At 58.8% G+C, this 21083-nt stretch carries 17 protein-coding genes; 7 read left to right on the top strand and 10 right to left on the bottom strand.

Annotated features, from left to right (window positions below; translation table 11 throughout):
* The first annotated feature begins 3 nt into the window (after window positions 1-3).
* The 3 genes from EOV40_RS02750 to EOV40_RS02760 all read left to right on the top strand — a co-directional run bounded on the left by EOV40_RS02750 (window position 4) and on the right by EOV40_RS02760 (window position 2149).
* Window positions 4-1170: an acetoin dehydrogenase dihydrolipoyllysine-residue acetyltransferase subunit gene (locus EOV40_RS02750; protein WP_128104976.1), complete on the top strand. Its 1167-nt coding sequence runs from the start codon at window positions 4-6 to the stop codon at window positions 1168-1170.
* 202 nt (window positions 1171-1372) lie between these two features.
* Window positions 1373-1927 carry an Hsp20/alpha crystallin family protein gene (locus tag EOV40_RS02755; protein WP_012812589.1) on the top strand — a complete coding sequence of 185 codons (555 nt, stop codon included), beginning with the start codon at window positions 1373-1375 and terminating at the stop codon, window positions 1925-1927.
* A 30-nt stretch (window positions 1928-1957) separates the two neighbouring features.
* On the top strand, window positions 1958-2149 hold the full coding sequence (locus tag EOV40_RS02760; RefSeq protein ID WP_012812590.1) for a hypothetical protein: 192 nt from the start codon (window positions 1958-1960) through the stop codon (window positions 2147-2149).
* A gap of 269 nt (window positions 2150-2418) precedes the next feature.
* Here the strand turns inward: EOV40_RS02760 and EOV40_RS02770 are convergent, their stop codons facing one another.
* The 6 genes from EOV40_RS02770 to EOV40_RS02795 all read right to left on the bottom strand — a co-directional run bounded on the left by EOV40_RS02770 (window position 2419) and on the right by EOV40_RS02795 (window position 9694).
* On the bottom strand, window positions 2419-3702 hold the full coding sequence (locus EOV40_RS02770; RefSeq protein ID WP_050819355.1) for an NAD(P)/FAD-dependent oxidoreductase: 1284 nt from the start codon (window positions 3700-3702) through the stop codon (window positions 2419-2421).
* A 134-nt stretch (window positions 3703-3836) separates the two neighbouring features.
* Window positions 3837-4892, bottom strand: coding sequence for a WD40 repeat domain-containing protein (locus EOV40_RS02775; RefSeq protein ID WP_128104978.1), 1056 nt, complete (start codon window positions 4890-4892; stop codon window positions 3837-3839).
* A complete protein-coding gene (locus tag EOV40_RS02780) occupies window positions 4889-5893 on the bottom strand; it encodes a CobW family GTP-binding protein (protein WP_050819357.1) in 1005 nt (334 codons plus the stop codon). The genes EOV40_RS02775 and EOV40_RS02780 overlap by 4 nt, the downstream gene beginning before the upstream one ends.
* An 87-nt stretch (window positions 5894-5980) precedes the next feature.
* Entirely contained in the window at window positions 5981-7375 is a 1395-nt protein-coding gene (locus EOV40_RS02785; RefSeq protein ID WP_050820345.1) for a chloride channel protein, read from the bottom strand.
* Between the two features lie 123 nt (window positions 7376-7498).
* Entirely contained in the window at window positions 7499-8464 is a 966-nt protein-coding gene (locus EOV40_RS02790; protein ID WP_128104979.1) for a cation diffusion facilitator family transporter, read from the bottom strand.
* A gap of 57 nt (window positions 8465-8521) precedes the next feature.
* Entirely contained in the window at window positions 8522-9694 is a 1173-nt protein-coding gene (locus EOV40_RS02795; RefSeq protein WP_128104980.1) for a cation diffusion facilitator family transporter, read from the bottom strand.
* 219 nt (window positions 9695-9913) lie between these two features.
* Between EOV40_RS02795 and EOV40_RS02800 the strand changes: the two genes are divergently transcribed.
* The gene (locus EOV40_RS02800) at window positions 9914-11572 is read left to right on the top strand and encodes an NAD(P)/FAD-dependent oxidoreductase (RefSeq protein ID WP_128104981.1); all 1659 of its coding nucleotides are present in this window, start codon (window positions 9914-9916) and stop codon (window positions 11570-11572) included.
* A 30-nt stretch (window positions 11573-11602) separates the two neighbouring features.
* Here EOV40_RS02800 and EOV40_RS02805 read toward each other — a convergent pair whose 3' ends face one another.
* Window positions 11603-12400: an alpha/beta fold hydrolase gene (locus EOV40_RS02805; protein ID WP_128104982.1), complete on the bottom strand. Its 798-nt coding sequence runs from the start codon at window positions 12398-12400 to the stop codon at window positions 11603-11605.
* A 249-nt stretch (window positions 12401-12649) separates the two neighbouring features.
* Here EOV40_RS02805 and EOV40_RS02810 point away from each other — a divergent pair, with 249 nt between their 5' ends.
* Together EOV40_RS02810 and EOV40_RS02815 are read left to right on the top strand one after the other, a co-directional pair.
* Window positions 12650-13465 carry a universal stress protein gene (locus EOV40_RS02810; protein ID WP_050819362.1) on the top strand — a complete coding sequence of 272 codons (816 nt, stop codon included), beginning with the start codon at window positions 12650-12652 and terminating at the stop codon, window positions 13463-13465.
* A 56-nt stretch (window positions 13466-13521) separates the two neighbouring features.
* Window positions 13522-15846: a hypothetical protein gene (locus EOV40_RS02815; RefSeq protein WP_128104983.1), complete on the top strand. Its 2325-nt coding sequence runs from the start codon at window positions 13522-13524 to the stop codon at window positions 15844-15846.
* Here the strand turns inward: EOV40_RS02815 and EOV40_RS02820 are convergent.
* The 3 genes from EOV40_RS02820 to EOV40_RS02830 all read right to left on the bottom strand — a co-directional run bounded on the left by EOV40_RS02820 (window position 15843) and on the right by EOV40_RS02830 (window position 20761).
* Window positions 15843-17813, bottom strand: a complete 1971-nt coding sequence (locus tag EOV40_RS02820) for an OPT family oligopeptide transporter (protein ID WP_128104984.1) — start codon at window positions 17811-17813, stop codon at window positions 15843-15845. The two genes, EOV40_RS02815 and EOV40_RS02820, sit on opposite strands and share 4 nt — an antisense overlap.
* Window positions 17814-17991: 178 nt before the next feature.
* Window positions 17992-19857 carry an alginate export family protein gene (locus EOV40_RS02825; protein ID WP_128104985.1) on the bottom strand — a complete coding sequence of 622 codons (1866 nt, stop codon included), beginning with the start codon at window positions 19855-19857 and terminating at the stop codon, window positions 17992-17994.
* 247 nt (window positions 19858-20104) lie between these two features.
* The gene (locus EOV40_RS02830; protein ID WP_208729248.1) at window positions 20105-20761 is read right to left on the bottom strand and encodes a hypothetical protein; all 657 of its coding nucleotides are present in this window, start codon (window positions 20759-20761) and stop codon (window positions 20105-20107) included.
* Between the two features lie 76 nt (window positions 20762-20837).
* Between EOV40_RS02830 and EOV40_RS02835 the strand changes: the two genes are divergently transcribed.
* Window positions 20838-21068 carry a DUF3126 family protein gene (locus EOV40_RS02835; RefSeq protein WP_012812599.1) on the top strand — a complete coding sequence of 77 codons (231 nt, stop codon included), beginning with the start codon at window positions 20838-20840 and terminating at the stop codon, window positions 21066-21068.
* Window positions 21069-21083 lie beyond the last annotated feature (15 nt).

Genomic DNA, 21083 nt, shown 5'->3' on the forward strand with positions numbered 1-21083 from the left:
GCCATGTCCAACACCATTACAGCCCTCACCATGCCCAAGTTCGGTTTGGCCATGACAGAAGGCAAGCTGGCATCATGGACGGTGCCAGTTGGCCAGAGCGTGCAGCAGGGTGATGAACTGGCGGATATTGAAACCACCAAAATTACCAGCAGTTATGAAAGCCCCGCCGCAGGTGTGCTGCGCAAACAGGTGGCACAGGCGGGGGAAACCCTGCCCGTGGGTGCACTGATTGGCGTGCTGGCTGATGCCGAAACGCCAGATGTGGATATTGAAGCCTTTATCAAAAACTTTCATGCCGAAAACCCGCAGGATGCTGCCGCCACGCAGGATGCCAACGCTGGGGAACCCAAGCCGGTAACGGTGGGGGAACACACGCTGAATGTGCGTGATGTGGGCACGCATACGGGCACGCCCATTGTGCTGGTGCACGGTTTTGGCGGAGATATCAGCAACTGGCTGCTCACGCAGGATGCCTTGGCCGCAGACAGGCGCGTGATTGCGTTTGACCTGCCGGGGCATGGGGCTTCCTCCAAAAACGTGGGCACAGGCACGCTGGCGTTTTTGGCCGGTGTGGTAAGCGCCTTGCTGAAAACCCTTGAAATAGAAAAAGCCCATGTGGTGGGCCATTCTCTGGGCGGCGGCATTGCGCTGACCTTGCTGCGAGACCATCCTGATCAGGTTGCCAGCCTGAACCTTTTGGCCCCCGCCGGGTTGGGCAAGGATGTGAATGCAGATTTCATCAGCGCGTTTGTGGATAGTGAAAGCAGCCGGGATATGAAGGCTGTTTTGCAAATGCTGGTGTATAACAAGGCCCTTGTGGGCCGGAAGATGGTGGATGCCGTGCTGCGCGCCCGCAGGCTGGATGGCGCGCGAGATGCCCTGCACGTTATTGCCAAGGCGTGCTTCCCCAACGGGCATCAGGCGGATGATCTGCGCCCGGTCTTGGCCGGGGCGGAAACACCTACCCAGATTTTCTGGGGTAAGGAAGATGAAATTCTTTCCGTCTCCAACGCATCTGGCCTGCCAGATGTTATTCCCGTAACGGTGTATGAAGAAACAGGACATCTGCCGCAGCTTGAACGCGCAACAGATGTTAACAAAGCCATTGCCGTGTTTGTAAAAGACCCCGAAGCCGCGCTGAGCATGGCCCGGATGGACGCTACAGCCTAACCCGCCAAATCTCCCCAACACGCCCGATCATGCAGGTGCCTTCTATACGTAAAGTGTAGAGGGCATCTGCATATTGTTTGTTAAAAACGCTGCATTGTTCTTTAGATATGGGAAGCGATGTTATGACATGCACGCATTTCCGGCACGCTGAATCAGGGTATGTAAAATTGATCTGGATCAAGGGAGGGGCGATCAGAAAGCGGTGATACTCCTAAGCGTGATCACAAGGGTGCCGCGTGCCGGGCCCTTGTGCCAGAACAAGGAGGATAAAATGACCAGTTACGTGAATACAGGCCGCTCCCCCGTTGTGCGCGTTCCTGTTGGCACTGTACGGGTGGCAGATCCGTTTTCTGTTCTGCAGCGGCAGATGAGCCGTTTGTTTGAAGATTTTAAAACACCAGAAGGGGCCGCAGCAGCCACAAGCCGCTTGGGCGCCACCGATATTACAGAAAACGCCAGTGCCTACGTGGTGGCCACGGAAGTGCCGGGCTGTTCTGAAAATGACATCAAGCTGGGCACAGCCAACGGGCTGCTGACCATTAGTGGCGAAAAGAAAAAGCCCGAACTGGAAGAAGGCACAAAGCACCACGTTGCAGGCCGCCAGTTTGCCGCTTTTGAAGATTCCTTTGCCATTCCCGAAGATGTGGACGTGGATAAAATTTCTGCCACCATCAAAAACGGTGTGCTGACAGTGACCATGCCCAAAAAAGCGGAAGCCAAACCGGCAGAACGCCAGATTGCCATTAAGGCAGGCTGAAAAAAAACAGGCGGGGTGTTTAACCCCGCCATGAAAGATAGATTGATGAGCACGAAAAACAAAACGGTACAGATTGACAGCACCAAATACGAAATGCTGGGTGTTATCAATGATGGTGACAGCAAGGTGCGGCTGAAGGACAGCGCAGGCAAGGTGGAGGAAATGACAAGTGATTCCTTCATTACTCTGCTGAATGAAGGCAAGGCCAAGTATCTGGACTAATACAGATAGCCGGATAACGGGTTGTTGTTGGCAGGGTGTATAAAGGCCCGCATTGTGGGGTTTATCCAACACACAGAGCGGGCGCTTTAAAAATACAGGGGGCAGGCAGGATGCGGTGAACCTGCTTGGTCTGGCCCTTATACGGGTGGGCCGCCCCTGTGTGGCAGGTTTGTGTTATCAGGTTCCCGCACTGGCTGATGTTTCAAACAGGCCGGTGCGGGAATGCTTTTTTATAAACCGCGTGTTTATGGGCGGTGTTAAGTTTTGGCTTAGTCCATCCGCACGGGTGGGCGCACAAAGCCATCCAGCCAATCTGTAAAGCAGGCAATCATGCCGCGGAATGGCCCGTACAGTTCAAACTGATGTTGCCGGTACAGCGCCATATGGCCAAGCCGTGCGCTAAGGCCGTGCATAAAGCCGCCGCCAAAGGTTTTGCCATCTGCAAAAGCGCCCCAGCCGTTGTAATCCCCCAAAGCCACAATGGCCCCACGGTTTTTGAACTTAAAGGCGGGCACAGGCTTTTTGTTAAAGATAAAGCCCGGCAGATAGCGTGCCAGATGGTGTGCCTGCTGGCGGGCCACCTGTGCGGTGGGGGCAAGCGGGCTATCGCTAATAAAGGCGCAATCCCCCACAGCAAAAATGCTGTCATCCAGCGTGGTCTGCAAATTGGGGCGCACCAAAAACTGGCCACCACGCCCACATTCCAAACCATCCATCTGGCGGGTTACATCCGGGGCTTTTACGCCTGCTGCCCAAACACGAAACTGTGCATCCACGCGTGAGCCATCTTTGAGCATAAAGCCGTGCTCATCCGCACCGCTCACCATTGTGCTGGTGAGCACCTTGATCTTGAGCGCTTCAAGCTGCTTTTGCGCGGCGGCAGACACGTTTTCGGGGAAGGCGGGCAGAATACGCGGCCCGGCTTCCAGTAATGTGACGCGCATTTCCGGCGTAACAGGCGTGAAGTTGTAAAGGGAGCCAATATCCAGCGCCTTGTGCAGTTCCGCCGCAAGCTGTACGCCCGTGGCGCCACCGCCCACAATGGCAATATCTAGCGGAGAGCCCCGGCCATAGGCCTGAATAACCGCATGGCGGAAGCGCTCGTTAAAGTTATTGGCTTCTACAATGTTGTCCAGGAAGATGCAGTTTTCCACCACGCCCGGCGTGCCAAAATCGTTCGCGCGGCTGCCAATGGCAAAAATCAGCACATCGTAATCCAGATACCGCTCATCCAGCAGCACCTCGTGGTCTTCTTCTTCCAGCGGGGCCAGCTTCAGGCGCTTGGCGGCGCGGTCTATCCCGGCAATTTCACCATAGCAAAAGCGGAACCCATGCGCCGCAGCGTGGGAGATAAAGGTGATGCGGTCATTCTCGTTTTTGGCCGTGCCCGCGGCAAAGCAGTGCAACATGGGCTTCCACACATGGCTGAAGCCCTTGTCCACCAACGTAATATCCAACTTGCCGGAGCGCCCAAGGCTGTTGCCCAGCCGCGTTGCAATGGCCATGCCTGCAACACCGCCGCCAACAATAACCACCCGAAACCGATCACTCATCCCACAATATCCCCCTTGCTCCGCACCATGCGGTGCGGAGGAGTGCCGTGCAATCCACTACTTGTTGATCTCACGCACCCGTTTATTGTGTTCTACCGTGGTACGCGCAGTTTTGATGACCGAAGCCGGCGTAATCAGGAAGCGGCTAAATCCACCACACCAATTACACCTTCCTCGGTGCCAAAACCCAGCGTGCAGCCATCCGGGCTATAGGCCAGCGCCGTAATGGCCCCCGCCTTGCCCAGTGATACGGGCAGAACCCGCTGGGTAGATGGTTCCATCATTACAACGGTACCATCAGCAAAGCCAGCGGCCACAACCTCCTGCTCTGGATGAAAAGCCACGCGGGTGCACAGCGCACCACCTGCGCCCGGCAGTTCCATGGGCGGTTTGCCCATGGGGCCACCCCCAAAGAACGGCCACATCACAACGATGTCAGCCCCACTGGTGGCCAGCCATTTGCCGTTTTTGGAAAAGGAGAGCGAGCGCACCTTGGTGGGGTAGCCGCTCATGCGCATGTTGTGGCCATCGGCCAGCCGCCAGCCGTGCAGGTCATTATCCTGCATGGCGGTAACTACGGCATCACCCGCCGGGTGCATGGCAATATCAAGGTGGCTGCCTTTCCATTCCAGTTGGCGGGGCTTGCCATCCTTGGATTGGGTGAACCACACAGAAACACCATTGTAGTGCGAAACCGCAATGCGCTTGCCTTTGGGGTCAAACGCAATGCCGCCCACGGTGGTGGGGTGTTCTAGCGTGCGGGTTACGGTGCGGCCCGTGGCATCACGCAGCTCCACATTCTTGCCAGCGGCGGCGGCAATTACGGCAGATTTGGCATCTACATAGGTGGCAATGTGCTCCACCCAGCGGCGGCCCTTGCCCAGTTCCTCAATCTCGCCCGCTGGATCAAGCCGGCACAGGCGGCCATCATCACCGCCCGTTAAAAAGCAATCGGGCAGCGTATCGGCAGAAAGGGAAAGGGCAGGGCCATCATGCACGGCATAGGTGTTCCATGCCTCTGGCGTAAGCTGGTCTTCACGGTGCACCACCACCACATCACCTTCACCGGTGGTAAAGGCAAAGCGGCTGTTATCCCGCGTGGCGGTGCAGGCGGTAATTTCACCTTCCACCTTGATGTGCGCACCACGTTTTTCAATAAGGCCGCGCAGGGTCTGTGTTTCGGTGCTCATGCGGCAATGCAGCTTTCAAGCCCGCGGCGCAGCTGGGGCCGGTTGAGGTTGCGACCAATGAACACAAGGCGGCTTTCACGCGGTTCATCTTTCTTCCACGGGCCGATGTTGTCTCCATCCGCCATCATGTGCACGGCCTGAAAGGCAAAGCGGTCGGGCTGGCCTGCAAAATCCAGAATGCCCTTGGTGCGCAGGATATCGCCGCCTTTTTCCTGCAACAATGCGCCAATCCATGCCTGAAAGCGACCGGCATCCAGCGGCTGCTTGACGGTAAGGGAAACGCTGGTGATATCCCCTTCATGGTGGTGTTCTGGCGTGTGTTCCAGAAAATCTGGGGTGTTTTCCAAAACGCGTTCCAGATCAAACCCGCCACGGTCCATCACGTCTGTCAGCTTCACGTTGCCTTTTTTGGCGGGGTAGATGGGCGCTACGGCGTTGATCTTGCGGATGGCATCTTCCACCGTTTTCAGCTCGGCGGCATCTACAAGGTCTGTCTTGTTCAGGATAATTACATCCGCAAAGGCAACCTGTTCGTGCGCTTCGGGGCTGTCCTTTAATGTGCTCAGGAAGTTGCTGGCATCCACCACCGTTACCACGGCATCCAGCTTGGTTTTTGCGCGCACATCTTCATCGGCAAAAAAGGTCTGGGCCACGGGGGCGGGGTCTGCCAGACCGGTGGTTTCTACAATAATGCCATCAAACTTGCCGCGGCGCTTGAGCAGCCCGTTCAAAATACGGATCAGGTCTCCGCGCACGGTGCAGCAGATGCAGCCATTGTTCATTTCGAACACTTCTTCATCTGCATCCACAACCAGATCGTTATCCACGCCCAGTTCGCCAAACTCGTTAATCACCACGGCGTATTTGCGCCCGTGCTCGGCTGTTAGAATGTGGTTGAGCAGCGTGGTTTTACCCGCGCCCAAAAAGCCGGTCAGCACGGTAACCGGTACGCGGGTATCGGGCGCGGCTGCGTTTTCAGGCGCTGAAGATGCGTCGGACATCGGGAATGAACCTTTCCAGTACAAACAACTGTTACAACATATAGGGTGCTAGAGCGCTCTAGGCCAGAACCCAGGCCCACAGGCGCATCAGCTCTGCTTTGAGGATGAGGCGCGGCGTGCGGTATCTGTGGCTGTTACCACGGATGCGCTGCTTTGTTTGGGGGCGGTGGTGCGCACAAAACGCACGGCCAGCGCGCCATACAAAGCGTGGCTACACAGGGTGCGGGAGACACCAAAGGCCAAAAAGGCGCTGGCCAGCAGGGCAAGGGTGATCTGCTGGTTATCGCACATTTCCATCACAATCACCGTGGCGGTGAGGGGAGACTGCGTAACGGCGGCAAAATAGGCCACGGTGCCCAGCAGCACCACGGCCCCCGGTGCGGTATGGGGCAAAAACTGCGCCACCCAGCCGCCCATGCCCGCCCCAACGGAAAGCGAGGGCGCAAACAGCCCGCCGGGAATGCCCGAACAGTAGGACACAATGGTGGCCAGCAGTTTCAGCACAAAAAACGAGGCCGGATACTGGTCTGACCCCATAATGATGTCACGCGCCTGCACATAGCCTGTGCCGTATGTCATGCCGCCAGAAATCAGCCCGATAAGGGCCAGCACCAGCCCGCACAGGGCTGCAAACGCCACCGGGTGGCGCGTAATGAATGTGCCAAAAGCCCCAGAAATACCGCGAGACATGCGCACCAGAAGGGCAGAAAACCCGCCCCCGCACAGCCCGCCCATAATGCCGCAGGCCAGCACCGCCAGCCAGCTTGTGCCCACCGGCACGGAGGAATAGGTGTGCCCGAAATAGGTATAGTTGCCCACAAGGGCAATGGCCGTAACACCGGAAATGACCACACATGTCAGCATGGTGCCGCTGGTGCGTTGTTCGAAGGAATGGGCCAGTTCCTCAATACCAAACACAATGCCAGCCAGCGGGGTATTAAAGGCGGCGGCCACACCTGCAGCCCCACCGGCCTTGATAAGCGCACGTTGGCGGGTAAGGTCTGTAATACCCATGTAATGCCCCACCGTGTGCATGATGGAAGCGCCCACCTGCACGGTTGGCCCTTCGCGGCCAATGGAGGCGCCAGAAAGCAGGCCAAGGCACGTCAGCAGGATTTTGGCCAGTGCAATGCGCAGGGCCAGCACTTTATCTACAATGGCAATGTTGTTGAGGTGCATGCACGCAATGGCTTGCGGAATACCGCTGCCCTGTGCACCCCTAAACCATGTGCGCGTCAGCCACGTAGAAAGTGCCAGCCCGCCGGGGGTTACCAGCAGCATCAGCAGCGGGCTTATTTTCAAAATGTGGTCACGCACATGGGCGGCGGCATCGGCCAGCGTGGCAAAGCCCACGGCCACCACACCCACCATAATGGCGCCAGACCAGTAAATAAATTTTCTGCGCCAGTTTACGGTGCCCGCTTTGGCATGTTCTCGCAAATGACGAAGGGATTCAGTCGTGGGGAACACGCTGGCGGGCATGGGCGGCATCCGTAAAGGCATAAGGGCAGGAAAAAAGGATGCAGCCGAGTGTAGCATTTCATGCACAACATGAAAGAGGCGATGTTCTTTATTGCCGAATATTTATGGCAAGTGCTGCTTTTATTATGCGTGGGCCCCAGTATCGGGCAGGGCATCGGGTGCGGGGCAGGCTTCTGCCGGGCCTTTCCAGAACACAATGCCCTCGCGCTTGGCGTGCGTGTCTGGCTCAACATGAATATGCACCAGCGTGCTGCCCATGCTGGCGCGCAGGGCGGCTTCTATGCGGTCACAGATATCATGCGCGGTGTTAACGCTCATGGTGCCGGGCACAACCAGATGGAACTCCAAAAACGTAACCGCCCCCACAATGCGGGTGCGGATATCGTGCGCCTCAATCGCCCCTTTGCCGTTGGCGGCGATAATGGCGCGAATTTCATCCATTGTTTCGGGTTCGGGGGCTTCATCCATCAGCCCGGCAACAGATTCGCGCATCACTTCCCAGCCCACGCGCAGCACGTTTATGGACAAAAGCCCTGCCAGAATGGCATCCAGCCGCGCCCAGCCGGTGAGCGGAATAAGCGTAACACCCACCACAAGGGCAACACCTGTCCACACATCGGAAAGCACATGCTGCCCGCCGGCCACCAGTGCGGGGGAGCGGCGCTTTTGCCCCACCCGCAGCATGATAAGCCCCCATGCCAGATTCACCACGGTGGCCAATGCGTTTAGCCCCAGCCCAAGCCACGGGGCCTTGGGTGGGTTGGGGTGCAGCCAGCCATGCACGGCTTCATCCCCAATGATAAAGGCTGTCACCACCACCAGCGCGCCCTCTGCCACGGCAGAAAGATATTCCGCCTTGTGGTGGCCGTAGGGGTGGTTGGTATCTGCCGGCAGTTCAGCCACGCTCAGCGCCCACAGCCCTCCGGCGGCGGCTACCACGTTAATGATGGTTTCTAGTGCATCGGCATACAGGGCAATGCTGCCGCTGGTGGCATAGGCAGCGTATTTAAGCCCCAGTGCAACAAAGCTGACACCAAGGCTGACAACAGCAATCCCGCGATTGCTGGAGGGAAGGGGAAGTTCTGGCACGTAAAAAACTCTGGCTGGCGTGGCGGCGTAAACTGCGCGTGGGCGTGGGCAGGCGTATCAGACAGTATGCGGGTCTGTTAAGGCGCAGGAGGGGGCGTAATCTGCGGCTTCTATCTGCAAGGTGGGGTGCACAATGCCAAACCGTTCACGCAGGGCGGCGGCGGCTTTTTCCAGCAGCGCGGTATCATTGTCTGCTGCGGGGGCGGAGGTGCGTACCAGATGCACCGTCAGTGCGGTTTCCGTGGTGCTGATGGGCCAGATGTGCAGATCATGCAAATCCGCCACACCGGGCAGCGTGCGCAAAAAGCCTTCCACGGCCCCGGCATCTACGGTGCGGGGCACGGCATCCAGCGCCATATCCAGCGAATCTCGCAGCAAAGACCACGTGCTGGCCACCACCACAACGGAAATGGCAAGGCTTATGGCGGGGTCTATCCAGTTCAGGCCCGTTAGCAACACCAGCCCGCCCGCTATCACCACGGCAAGAGAGGTAACGGCATCTGCCATAAGGTGCATGAAGGCCGCGCGAATGTTGAGGTCTCCCTTCTGCCCGGAGGCAAAAAGCAGGGCGGTGGCGCCGTTCACCACAATGCCAAGGGCGGCCACAATCATCATGGTTTTGCCAGCCACGGGGGCGGGGTCAAACAGCCGGGTTATGGCCTCCCACGCCACACCACCGGTTACCAACATAAGCACCAGCGCGTTGGCCAGCGCCGCCAGAATGGAAGACCGGCGCAACCCATACGTAAACCGCAAGGAGGGCGAGCGTTGGGAAAGATGCTGCGCCATCCATGCTGCGGCCAGCGCCAGCACATCGGAAAGATTGTGCCCCGCATCGGCCAGCAGTGCCAGCGAGTGTGAGAAAAAGCCCCACAGCGCCTCAGCCACCAGATAAAGACTGTTGGCCGCAATACCTATGGCAAACGCCTTACCGAAGGAGGAAGGGGTATGCACATGGGCATGCCCAAAACCGTGGCTGTGCCCGCAACCTCCGCCTGCTGCATGATCGTGCCCGGCATGATCATCATCATGCGCATCATGGGCGTGGTCATGATCTTCCGCGCTGCACGCATGCGTATGGGTGTGAGCATCTGCTGCGTGATCATGCCCTGCGGTGCAGGATTCTTCTGCATGGCTGTGCCCGTCTGTCTGGCCCGGCGTGTGGTGCGCATGACCACAGGCGGAACCCGCAGGCTGGGAAGGTGGCGTATGATCGTGCGGCGAAGGCATGGATAAAGCACATTCCTGAATGAATGGGACACGAATGGCCGGGGTGGGTGCAAGCTAACAGGACCAACCCGGTCTGTCTTATTTATGTCTGCTAAGAAAGGCATGGAAGGGCAACATCTTTTTTGTGACCCACCAAGCCAATATTGCGCCACACGGCGGAGCGGCCTAGGGAAAGAGCAGATTTTTTTCACGGCTGCTTGAAAGGTAAGGGCACAGCGCATGCTCCGACTGACCGAATTACGGCTTCCGCTCGACCATTCGCCACAGGCACTGGCACAGGCTATTTGTGAGCGGCTGAACATCAGCGCAGATGCGCTGGAGCATTACAGCGTGTTCAAACGCGGGCACGATGCCCGCAAGCGCGTGGCCATCAAGCTGGTTTATGCCGTGGATTGCACCGTGAAGGATGAGGCCGCCGTGCTGGCGCGTTATCGTGCAGCCCACCCCAAGGATAACCACGTGCAGCCTTCCCCCAACATGGAGTGGGTACCCCCCATTACCAACGGGGCAGAGCTGGCAGCAAAGCCCGGATACAAACGCCCTATTGTTATAGGTGCCGGGCCGTGTGGCTTTATGGCCGCCCTTGTGCTGGCCCGCATGGGCCTGCGCCCGCTGCTGCTGGAACGCGGCAAGGTGGTGCGTGAGCGCACGGTGGATACGTTTGCCCTATGGCGCCGCTCTGAACTGACGCCAGAAAGCAACGTGCAGTTTGGTGAGGGCGGGGCCGGCACTTTTTCTGATGGCAAGCTGTACAGCCAGGTGAAGGACCCGCGCTTTTTGGGCCGCAAGGTGCTGGAGGAGTTTGTAAAGGCTGGCGCGCCGGAGGATATTCTGTATCTGGCCCATCCGCATATTGGCACGTTCCGCCTTGTTTCCATGGTGGAGCACATCCGGCGCGAGGTAGAGGAAGCTGGCGGGGAGTACCGTTTTCAAACCCGTGTGGATGGGTTGGTGCTCAACCCGCAAACCCGCGCAGTAGAAGGTGTGCGCACGGCTGATGGAGAGGTTATAGACTCCGACCACGTTATTCTGGCTGTGGGCCATAGTGCGCGTGATACGTTTGCCATGTTGCAGGCCGAAGATGTGGCCATGCAGGCCAAGCCGTTTTCCATTGGGGTGCGCATAGAGCACCCGCAATCCGTTATAGACGTGGCGCAGTTTGGCCCCAGCGCGGGTAACGAGCTGCTGGGGGCTGCGGAATATCGGCTGGTGCACCACGCCAGCAACGGGCGGGGCGTGTATTCCTTTTGCATGTGCCCCGGCGGCACCGTGGTGGCGGCAACATCGGAAGAAGGGCAGGTGGTCACCAACGGCATGAGCCAGTATTCCCGCGCCGAGCGCAACGCCAATTCCGGCATTGTGGTGGAACTGCGCCCCGGTGTGGATTACCCAGATGACCCGCTGGCAGGCATGGCCTTCCAACGTAAGTGGGAGCGCAAGGCGTTTGAGGCCGGTGGTGGAGATTACCGCGCCCCCGCCCAGCGTGTGGGAGATTTTCTGGCAGGCCGCCCTTCCACCACGTTGGGGGATGTGGTGCCCTCTTACAAACCGGGCGTTACCCCAACCGATCTTTCAACATGCCTGCCGGATTTTGTGGTGGAAGCCCTGCGTGAGGCCCTGCCAAAGTTTGACCGCAAGATCCGTGGTTTTGCCATGGAAGATGCGGTGATGACGGGGGTTGAAACCCGTACGTCCTCACCCCTGCGTATTCCGCGGAATGAGGCCGGGCAGTCCATCAACACGCCGGGCCTGTATCCGGCGGGTGAAGGGGCCGGTTATGCGGGCGGCATTCTTTCTGCTTCCATGGATGGCATTCGCATTGCCGAGGCCGTGGCGCTGGATATGGCAGGCAAGCCCGTAACACTGCCGCCACGCTAAAAAGTGGCGGCATAGCGCGTTTTTGTGCCCTCAGGCGGGAGTGGCGTTTTCTGTCTGGGTGGCAAATTCTTCCACCAGTTCCATAAACCGGCGCGGGGCATCTGCATGCACCCAGTGGCCTGCGCCGTTAATGGTTTCCAACCGATAATGCGGAAACAGATGGCGCATTTGCGGGTAATTGGTGGGCTGAATATAGGGTGATGTTTCCCCCCTTATAAACAGTGTGGGGCCGCTATACTGCGCGCTGGCGGGCAGTGTGGGCCAGCCCATCATGGCGGGCATGCCGGCCAGAATATCGTGCATGCCAATGGCCCAGCCGGGGTTATCCCCCATGCGGATGTTCTGGATCATCAACTGCCGCACGGCATCATTGGCAATAAGCGGGCGCAACAGCTCATCTGCGCTGCGCAGGTCCAGATGTGGGGGGAAGGCCAGCTTATCCAGCCCCGGTGGCAGGTCCATGCGGGCAAAGCCGCCCTGGCCGGGGGCAATATCCACCACCAGCAGGCTTTGCACGGCTTGGGGGTGTATGAGTGAGAGCATCATGGCGGTTTTGCCGCCCATGGAATGGCCCAGCACCATGGCTTTTTGCATGCCGTAATGGTGCATGGTTTCCAGCACATCTTCCGCCATGGCGGGGTAGCTCATGGGGCCGTGGGGGCTGTTGCCGTGGTTGCGTAAATCCATTGCCAGCGTCTGGCGGGTGGCGGCCAGCTTACGTTGCACAAAACCCAGATTGCGCGCGCGGCCAAACAGCCCGTGCAACAGCACAACCGGCGGCAGGGTAGAGGGGGCATCGGGGCCGCGTTCAATCACGTTCAGCAACACGGTGGCCGTATCCTTTTCTTGCGTAAGGGCTGGTGTAATTCTTGCGGTTGTGCCGCGCTTTGCCCCGAAATGCGAGAGGGGGCGGCATGTTTTTTCTTCACCTTCCAGAGAGAGGGCAGGCGTGGCACAGTTGGGGGGATGGGCAACCCTTCAGCCGGCAGGCACGTTTGGTGCGGATGCTTTCTGGCGCTGGCCCACCATAGGTGTGCGTGGTGACACGCCACAGATAAGAAAGGGAGAGCGCAGGCAATGCAGAGATGTCTTGTTATTCTCAGCCAGCAGGATCAGGCAGAAGTGCTGCTTAACATGGCCGCACAGTTTCTGGCCCGCGTAAATGGCAACCGCATGGATGTTCTGGCCGCGCGGGAGCCACCCACGCAGGTGCTGGGCAATATGGGCCTGACAGATGAAAGTGCCGCCGTGCTGCGTGAAAACCAGCGTGAATGGGCAGATAGCCTGCACGCTATTTTCCATCGCTGGCTGGCGGAGGAATATGGTTCTGGCGCAGAACGGCTGAACAAGGTGGAAGTAAACTGGCTGGACCCCGAAATTACGGTGGACAGAATTATCAGCGGTTATGGCAAGGATGCTGATCTGCTGATCATGAGCTTTCCCGATAGCCGGGATAGTGACCAGAAAAAACTGGCGACCCGATCAGCCATTTTTCAGACAGGCCGCCCCGTTCTGTTTGTGCCGCCATTTTGGGACCGCCCAAGTGGAGACCATATTCTGATGGCATGGAAGGATACAGATGGCTGCCGCAAGGCGTTTGCCTCTGCCCGTGTGCTGCTGGCGCAGGCCAAACAGGTGGATGTGCTGCAAACGCCAGATTCTCCCATGCCCATGGATATCCTGCCCGGCATTACGCCCGAACGGGTGGAGCTAAAACCAAGTGATGATGCCAGTAAGGCCGCCCAATCCATTCTGGATGAGGTAGATGCCCGGCGGGCCGATCTGCTGGTGATAGGCGGGTATCAGCACAACATGCTCTATAACCGGCTTATGGGCAGTGCGACGGATTACATTCTGGCCCACCCGGATGTGCCGGTCTTTTTGCAGCACTAACGCGCAAGGGGGCGTATTGTGTAGGAATACGGCCTCCCCTTTGCTAAGGCGGGCATATGCCCGCTTTTTCTTTTTCTGCCCGCCATCGGTTTTGTGCACATTGGCCCGTATGGCACGTGGTTGTGCTGGTGTTGCTGCCTGTGCTGGTGCATCTGCTAGAACTGCTTGGCCCGGCCCTGTGGGGTGGTGCAACGTCCGACCCCATTTCCGTGCTTTCGGCAGGTACGCAAACGCGGCGTAACTGGCTGGAAGGCGGCATTCTGCCTGGCTTGCCGGGGTGGGTGGATGGCTGCGCGGGTGTGATTGTGCAGGCACTGGGGCACTTGGCCGCGGCAGATTGGCGGCATGGTATTCTGCCGTGGTGGAACCCGTATAGCGGCGTGGGCATGCCGCTTGCGGGGGAGTATCAGCCCGGCGCGTTCTTTCTGCCTTTTGTGCTGCTTTTAGGGCTGCCCGGTGGGTTGCTGTTTCTTAAAATTGCGCTGCAAATTCTGGCAGGTTTTTGCATGTACGCCCTGTTGCGCAAACTGGGGATGGATGCGCGCGTGGTGTTGGCGGGGGCCGTGCTGTGGGCGTTTAACGGTACGTTTGCATGGGCATCGGATGGGCCAAGCCAGCCGCTGGCCTTTTTGCCGCTGGCCCTGCTGGGGGTGGAGGTATTGCGCGGCACAGCACGTGGCTGGGCCGGTGTGCGTAACTGGAGCATTCTGGCCCTTGGCTTGGGCGGCATGGTGCTTTCCAGCTTTCCCGAAACCGCGTTTTTGCAAGGCACATTGGTGCTGTGCTGGGCGCTTTTGCGGCTGGCGCAACAGCCTGCGGGGGAGCGTGCACCGTTTGCCGCCGCCATTGCGGTTGGGGGCAGCACGGCGCTGCTTTTGGCCGCCCCGCAGCTTGTGGCATTTGCCACCTATCTGCCCCATGCGTGGGTGGGAGACCACGCAGCGGGTATTTCCATCACCCAGCCCATAACGTGTTGGGCCATGGCGCTGTTTCCCTACATCAATGGCCCCATTTTTTACGGCCCGGCTTCTCGGTACGAGGCATGGTGGAGCGTGGGCGGATACTGGGGCACCGTGCTGCCATTTCTGGCCGTTCTGGGCCTGTGGGGGCGAAGGGAGCGGGCCGTGCGTATACTGCTGGCGGCCTATTTTGTGGCGTGTGTGGGCAAGCAGGCCAACCTGCCCGGCATAGCCCCGCTTGTGGATATGATACCCGGCATAGCGCTCACGTTTTTTCATCGCTTTTGCTACCCGATGGAGGAAATGGCGCTTCTTCTTCTGGCTGCCTTCGGGCTGGATGATGTGTGCCGCCATGCCGTCATTCAGGCGCGTGCGGAGAGTGCAAAACAATGCACCAAAAATTGGCTGGCAACAGCATGGCCCGCATTATGCGCCGGAGGTGTGTTGCTACTGGCCACCTATACCGTGTGGCGCTGGAACGCTCCCGCGCGGGCGGACTTATGGGGTTTTGCGCAGGGGCCTGTTTCTTCCCGCTTTTATGCGTTTGGTTCCGTGCTGGCCGGTGGTGCGCTGGTGGCGCTGTGCCTTGCCGCGTTGCTGCTGCCCATTTTGGCGCGGTGGCGGGTGGCGGTTCTGGCAAGTGTTGTGGTGGCAGAAGCACTTTTTCTGTTTTGTGTGCCGCTGCTTTCCACCCGCAGCGTGTTGCCGGTAGATGCCACGCTGATGAACACCATGAAGGCCCAGATCGGGCTGAACAGGTTTGTCTCCCTCGGCGGGTTGGCCCCCAATTATGGCGCGTATTTTGGGCTGGCTTCCATCAACCACAATGGCGTGCCCATGCCTGCGGCGTGGATTGCCCGTTTGCAGCACGATTTTGGCACCAACCTCAACCCCGTAACGTTTGATGGCATTACGCCCAACACCCCAAATGGGCACTTCTTTTTGCAGGATGTGCTGGGCCAAAAGCCGGAGGTGTTGGAACGCTTGGGTGTAGCACTGGCGGTGGTGCCACATGGTATGGAATTGCCGGGCCAGCAGGAGGCCCCTGCCGAAAAGCGCCTGCAACTTCTTTACAGCAGTGCGGCGAATGATCTGTACCGCCTACCGCATCCCACCCCGTATTTTGAGGCCCCCGAGAACTGCGAGATCCAACCACTTTCACGCACCGCACTGCGCACAAATTGCCGCACGCCTGCTACGCTTATCCGGCACGAACTCATGTTGCCCGGCTGGCATGTGCGCATAAACGGGCAGGAAGCCACCCTTGGGTATGAAGAAAACCTGTTCCAGCGCGTAGCTTTACCAAACGGGCCAGCGGAAATTCGCTTTTCCTTTACCCCACCCGGCATGGCGTGGGGCTGGGCGGGGCTGGTGTTTGGGCTGGTCCTACTGGGGCTGGGCTTTGGGCGCGGGCAGCGTTAACGGCCCAGTGCTTCGGCTTGCAGGGTTTTGCGGGCAAACCACCAGCACGCGGCCCCAAAAGCCGCAACGCCCAATACAGGTGGCAGGCTTTGGGGCACATATTGAGCAATAGAGAGGGCATCATCCTGCCCTAGCGCGCCAGAAAGCACGGCCAGCGCCACGCCTGTCAGGCTTTCACCCACAATAAAGCCGGAGGCCAACATGGTGCCAATGGCGGTAGTGGAGGTGGAAGCACCCTGCGCGGTTTGCGCCCTGCGGGTTTTGATATGGTGCTTTAGCCCCCAGCCCAGAATAGCCCCAAAAGCCAACGTAATGCTGACAGAGGCAGGCAGATACAGCCCCACCGCCACACCCAAAGGTGGCAATGCCATATGGCGGCGGCGCAAAAGCTGGTCTACCCCCACCAGAACAGCCCCCAGCACCATGCCAATTGAGAGCATGCTCCAGTCTAGCGAGTGTGTGAAAATGCCGTTGGCAATCATGGCTATCAGCGCGGGTTGTGGGGCGGAGAGCGCATGAGTGGGGTCCATGCCCGGGCGGGGCATGGCACCCGCAAAACCGTAGGCCTGATAAAGCAGGTTCAGCACGGGCGGAATAACCGCAGCGCCTACCACGCAGCCTACAATCAGCGCCACTTCCTGCTTCCACGGTGAGGCCCCAACAAGCTGCCCGGTTTTAAGATCCTGCAAGTTATCGTTGGAAATAGCCACTGTGGCGGTAATGGCCGAAAGCACTAAAATGGTAAAAGCCGTGGCCAGTTTTTGCCCTTCCGCCATCATGCTGGTGGGGGCAAGGCCCAAGGCTTCCAACGCCAGAATCATCAGGGCGGAAAGCACAGCGCCAATAATGATAATGCCCGATATGGGGGAGGAGGATGAGCCCACAATGCCCGCCATATAGCCGCAGGCAGCGGCCATAATAAAACCGAACACAATGCAAAACAGCACGGCAGCGGCCACAACAGGCCAGAACCCCACCGCCACAGGGGCCAGAAAATACGCAAACAGCCCGGCCAGCATGGCGGCAGAAAGCAGCAGCAGCAGCCCCATGCTGCGGCCAGACATATCGCGCTCGGCATCGGGCACCAGTGTTTGGCCACGGCCAGCAAACATGGCGCGCAGGCCACGTAGCACAGGCGGCATAAGCTCCACCAATGTCCAGAGAGATGCCACGGCAATGGCGCCCGCGCCAATAAAGCGCACCTTGTGCAGCCACACCTCATGCGCAAAGGCGGCAGGGGCCAGATGCTGCGGGTTGGGCAAATGGGCCGTAAGCCACGGCACACCCATGCCCCACGCCAAAATGCAGCCCAGCAGCATGGCCAGCCCGCCTGCCAACCCTACCAGATACCCCGCACCCACAAGGGCAAGGGAAAGCCCGCCGGAAAACTGAAACACCGCTGCCCCGGCCGAGGCCGTAAGGGTGAGTGTATCTGCCCAAAGCCGCAGCCCGGCACTGGCGAATGAGAAAAGCGTGGCAATAACGCCGCCGCCAATAAGGGCGCGCAGCCCTTGGCTATGGCCTTTTTCTGCCCCGGCGCGCAGAATTTCTGCCGCAGCCACACCTTCCGGGTAAGGCAGACTGCTTTCTGTTACCAGCGCACGCCGCAGCGGGATGGTAAACAGCACGCCCAATATGCCCCCGGCGAGGGAAAGCCCAGCCGTTTGCCAGAACGGAAAGTTTTGCCAATACCCCGCCATCACCAGCCCCGGAAAAGTGGCAAACACGCAAGAAAGCGTGCCCGCTGCCGAGGCCTGACTTTGCACCATGTTGTTTTCCAAAATGGAGCCACCACCCAGCATCCGCAGCACCGCCATGGAAATAACCGCGGCAGGAATGGAGGAGGCAAACGTTAACCCAATACGCAGGCCCAGATACACGTTGGAGGCGGTAAAAACGATGGTGATAAGCGCGCCCAGTATAAGCCCGCGCAGGGTGAGTTCTTGGCGGGTGGGGGATGGCGTCATGCTGGGGCCTCGGGCTGCTGCTTGGTCTGGCTGTGGCAGGGCGGCCCGATGGGTGCATGTTCAGGACATGCGTGGCGCGTGGGGCTGCCCCGTCTGGTTTGTATATGCTGCAAGCATTACGATGGACGGGGCAGTTTGTCTGTACCGCAGTGCCCTTATGGGGCACGCAAGGGTGGTGTTAGAACGTCAGTTCCAAGTTGCTCTGCACGAACGCGCCGGAGGAGGCGCCCGCGTTGATCATGGTTTTGGAGGCAAAAATATATTCACCATCAATGCTTAGCGTAATGTGGCGCGTGGCACGCCACGTAAAGCTGGCCTGCGGCATGGTGGCCGTATAGGCCCCGTGTGGGCGCAGGTTATAAAAAGCCGTGCCACTGGCATAAATGGCATCCTGTTTGCTGTTGCGCCACACCACGGGCACCTTCATCAGCAAGGTGGTGTTAGGGGTGGGGGAAACCGTGGCAATAGGCCCTACATCAATAATGTTGGATTGCCCGATATAGGTGCTGATATCCAGGTAATAGGCGCTGGGCACGTAGGGTGAAAGAAAGCTGCCCCAACTGCTGCTCTGGCTTTTGTTCATGTTGCCGCCAGACACATCATCCACCTGAATGCCCACAGCCGGGTGCCCCGCCCATTTGGCAAAGCGCCATGAAAGTGTGGCGTTGACGGAATAGGCAGAAACAGGCCGTGTGGGGCCGCTTTTGGCGGCGCGGAATTCTCCGCCCTGCCACATGCCGCCAACAGAAAATTCAAGCGGCCCGGCGTTGCCCCATACGCGCATGCCCGGCGTATCGCGGTGGGTAGAGCCCGCAATGCTGCCACCTGCTGCGGTGGGCAGGGCGCTGCTGGCCAGAATGATGCCGTAGTAAAAGCTATCTACAAACACCTGGCTGCTTTTGCCTAAAAACGAGAACTTGGGCAGCGCGTAAGATGTGTAGGCCCCAAACAGGCGAGACCTCCACCCCACGGTATCATGGAAGGCAATGGGCGGGCTGTTATCTGTCAGGGTCAGGTAAAAGCCATCTACGCGAAAGTTCTTCCAAAAGGCGTAGCCGCGCAGGCCGTTCCATGAATAGGGCAGCGTGGGGTACACGCTGCCTGCCGTAAAATACGGGGGTGCGTCCAAAAAGGTCATGCGCCCGGCCATGCCGCCTACGGTGGCGCCCAGCACCTTGCCGCGCACTTCTACAAATGCCTGCTGGGCATCCAGCTTGCTGCGCCAGCGGCCCCCGGCATAGCCATAGTAGTTTACACCTGCGGCCTGCCCGCTCATCAATTCACCATACAGGCGGACGTGTTCACCTAAGTGCAGGTCTGCGCCCAGATTCCAGCGGAAGTTGTTGCGGTAGGCGGGGTCTTTTTTAATGGTGCCAAAGCCTGCGCGCTGATCATAAAAATTGTGCTGGCGAAAGTTGCCGCTGAAGGACAGATAAATATCGCCTTCTTGATTGAAGGGAATGTATTTGAGCGCATCCATGGCATCCAGGCGGTTGCGCTTGTCCCGCAGGCTGGACCAATCCTCCGCCCAACGAGAAACAGCGTAATACCCCACGGTGCCAAACCCTGCGGCGGCCCCGGTATTGGCGTTAAATACCCCCCACGGCCCTTGGTGCAGCAGGGCAGTAGGCAGGGGCGAAAGCTCCAGAGACTGTGGCTGACCATACGCTTCTGGCCGGCTGGTGAGCGGGGGCAGCAGGCGCGCATTGTCCCAAAACCCCGGTTTGGCCGCCGGTGCGGCAGAGGATGTCACTTCTGCTGGTGCTTCCTTGGCGGGCACAACGGTTGTTGCGGGGGCCCTGCGCACAGGAACAGATGTGTGCGGATAATGCAGATGCGCAGCATTGGGTGCTGTTTCTGCCGCGTGTGCAGATGGGGCAAGCCACACGGCAGCGCTGGCGGCAGAAGCTGCAAGCAGAATGTGCAGGCCAAAGGCAGGCCAATAAGTAGGCGTACGGGCAGAAAAGGCAGGAGGAGAAAAAGCCGGACAGTAAACGGCGGCAATGGCCTGTCCGGGACGAGAAAATCCGGGGTATGCGGTCATGGGCCGGGGTTCGCTTCTTGTTATTTTTTTTTGAGAGATATTCTAATAATGAATATCTAATATTTGGATGTTACCACTTCACGCGCTCAGGTCATATCTAAATTGCGTGTGGTGCATTCCTGCCCTGTGCAGCGTTTTGGGCTGAACAGGCGCGTATAAACCGGCTGAAACTGGCAGTATTTCTTGGTTTTTTGTGCCAGCTTCAGGGTTTCATAAAAACTGTTTTAAAAAATCAACAAAAAAGTGTTCAGCCATCCAGCCTGTTCAGGCACCGCTGCGCGCGGTCAGACAGATGCACATCATGCACATGGGCCACAGCTTGGCGGGTCTGTTGGCGCCATGCGTGGCTCATACCTATGGGGGAGCACACGGCCTGCACATCGGCCTGCAAGGGGCCACCCTGTTTGGTGGCGGCCAGTACAATGGCCGGGTGCTTGGGCAGGGCGGCCTGCATGGTTTTATAAAGCGTGTGCGTTGTGCGCGAATCTGCTGCGGGCAAAAGTGCGGGCACAAGCCGCGCGGCATCGGGCTGGCCAGAGGCTACGGCGTGCTGCACATCCGCCCACCCTTTTTGGCGCGAGAGGGCTTGTGCCGTCTGGGCTGCGCCATCATGTTCCACCATGTTCAGAATATGGGTGGTGCGTTCTGGCTGCCGTGCAGGCAGCGGGGCATGTTGCAGGGCAAAAAGGCACATCCCCACCGGCACGCAGGCAGAAAGCACCGGCACAAGAGCACGCAAGAAACGCAATGGCAGATCCTCCTCTAACCTGTGGGTTACATGCACTGCAGAAAGTGGCGCTGGCAGGGCAATGCTGCGGAAAGGTTGCGGCAGCGTGGGTGGTTGTCCTATAGCGGGGCCACAGATCGGAAAGGCGGCCGCGCCAGTGCCCGGTCGCTCCACCATTTTTGGGCGGGGTGGCCCATGCCTGCGCGGCCTGTCTTATTTTGGCGCAAAGTTATGCCAGCAGGAAAAGAATGACATGAGCGGTTCCATATCTCCTTCAGAAATCTCCCGGCTCCAGACAGCTCTGCGCAGGCTGCTGGGTTCCGAAAAGCTGACCATCAACCCCGCACCCCGTGCAGGTATGTCTGTTGAACTGGCAGCAGATGGTGAAGTGATTGGCACCATCCATCGTGATGATGAAGATGGTGATGTGTCCTACGCCGTAAACATTGTGGTGCTGGAAGAAGACCTGCCCGCAGCCAAATAAATCTGGCGCACAGGC

The sequence above is a fragment of the Acetobacter oryzoeni genome (assembly GCF_004014775.2).
GTDB lineage: Bacteria > Pseudomonadota > Alphaproteobacteria > Acetobacterales > Acetobacteraceae > Acetobacter > Acetobacter oryzoeni.

Excerpts from the sequence above, each read along its gene's own strand:
- EOV40_RS02815 (WP_128104983.1), top strand. The coding sequence starts at position 13,522 with ATGCCCGCTTTTTCTTTTTCTGCCCGCCATCGGTTTTGTGCACATTGG.
- EOV40_RS02825 (WP_128104985.1), bottom strand. The coding sequence starts at position 19,857 with ATGACCGCATACCCCGGATTTTCTCGTCCCGGACAGGCCATTGCCGCC.
- EOV40_RS02750 (WP_128104976.1), top strand. The coding sequence starts at position 4 with ATGTCCAACACCATTACAGCCCTCACCATGCCCAAGTTCGGTTTGGCC.
- EOV40_RS02760 (WP_012812590.1), top strand. The coding sequence starts at position 1,958 with ATGAAAGATAGATTGATGAGCACGAAAAACAAAACGGTACAGATTGAC.
- EOV40_RS02770 (WP_050819355.1), bottom strand. The coding sequence starts at position 3,702 with ATGAGTGATCGGTTTCGGGTGGTTATTGTTGGCGGCGGTGTTGCAGGC.
- EOV40_RS02835 (WP_012812599.1), top strand. The coding sequence starts at position 20,838 with ATGAGCGGTTCCATATCTCCTTCAGAAATCTCCCGGCTCCAGACAGCT.
- EOV40_RS02780 (WP_050819357.1), bottom strand. The coding sequence starts at position 5,893 with ATGTCCGACGCATCTTCAGCGCCTGAAAACGCAGCCGCGCCCGATACC.
- EOV40_RS02775 (WP_128104978.1), bottom strand. The coding sequence starts at position 4,892 with ATGAGCACCGAAACACAGACCCTGCGCGGCCTTATTGAAAAACGTGGT.
- EOV40_RS02795 (WP_128104980.1), bottom strand. The coding sequence starts at position 9,694 with ATGCCTTCGCCGCACGATCATACGCCACCTTCCCAGCCTGCGGGTTCC.
- EOV40_RS02800 (WP_128104981.1), top strand. The coding sequence starts at position 9,914 with ATGCTCCGACTGACCGAATTACGGCTTCCGCTCGACCATTCGCCACAG.
- EOV40_RS02810 (WP_050819362.1), top strand. The coding sequence starts at position 12,650 with ATGCAGAGATGTCTTGTTATTCTCAGCCAGCAGGATCAGGCAGAAGTG.
- EOV40_RS02785 (WP_050820345.1), bottom strand. The coding sequence starts at position 7,375 with ATGCCCGCCAGCGTGTTCCCCACGACTGAATCCCTTCGTCATTTGCGA.
- EOV40_RS02830 (WP_208729248.1), bottom strand. The coding sequence starts at position 20,761 with ATGGTGGAGCGACCGGGCACTGGCGCGGCCGCCTTTCCGATCTGTGGC.
- EOV40_RS02820 (WP_128104984.1), bottom strand. The coding sequence starts at position 17,813 with ATGACGCCATCCCCCACCCGCCAAGAACTCACCCTGCGCGGGCTTATA.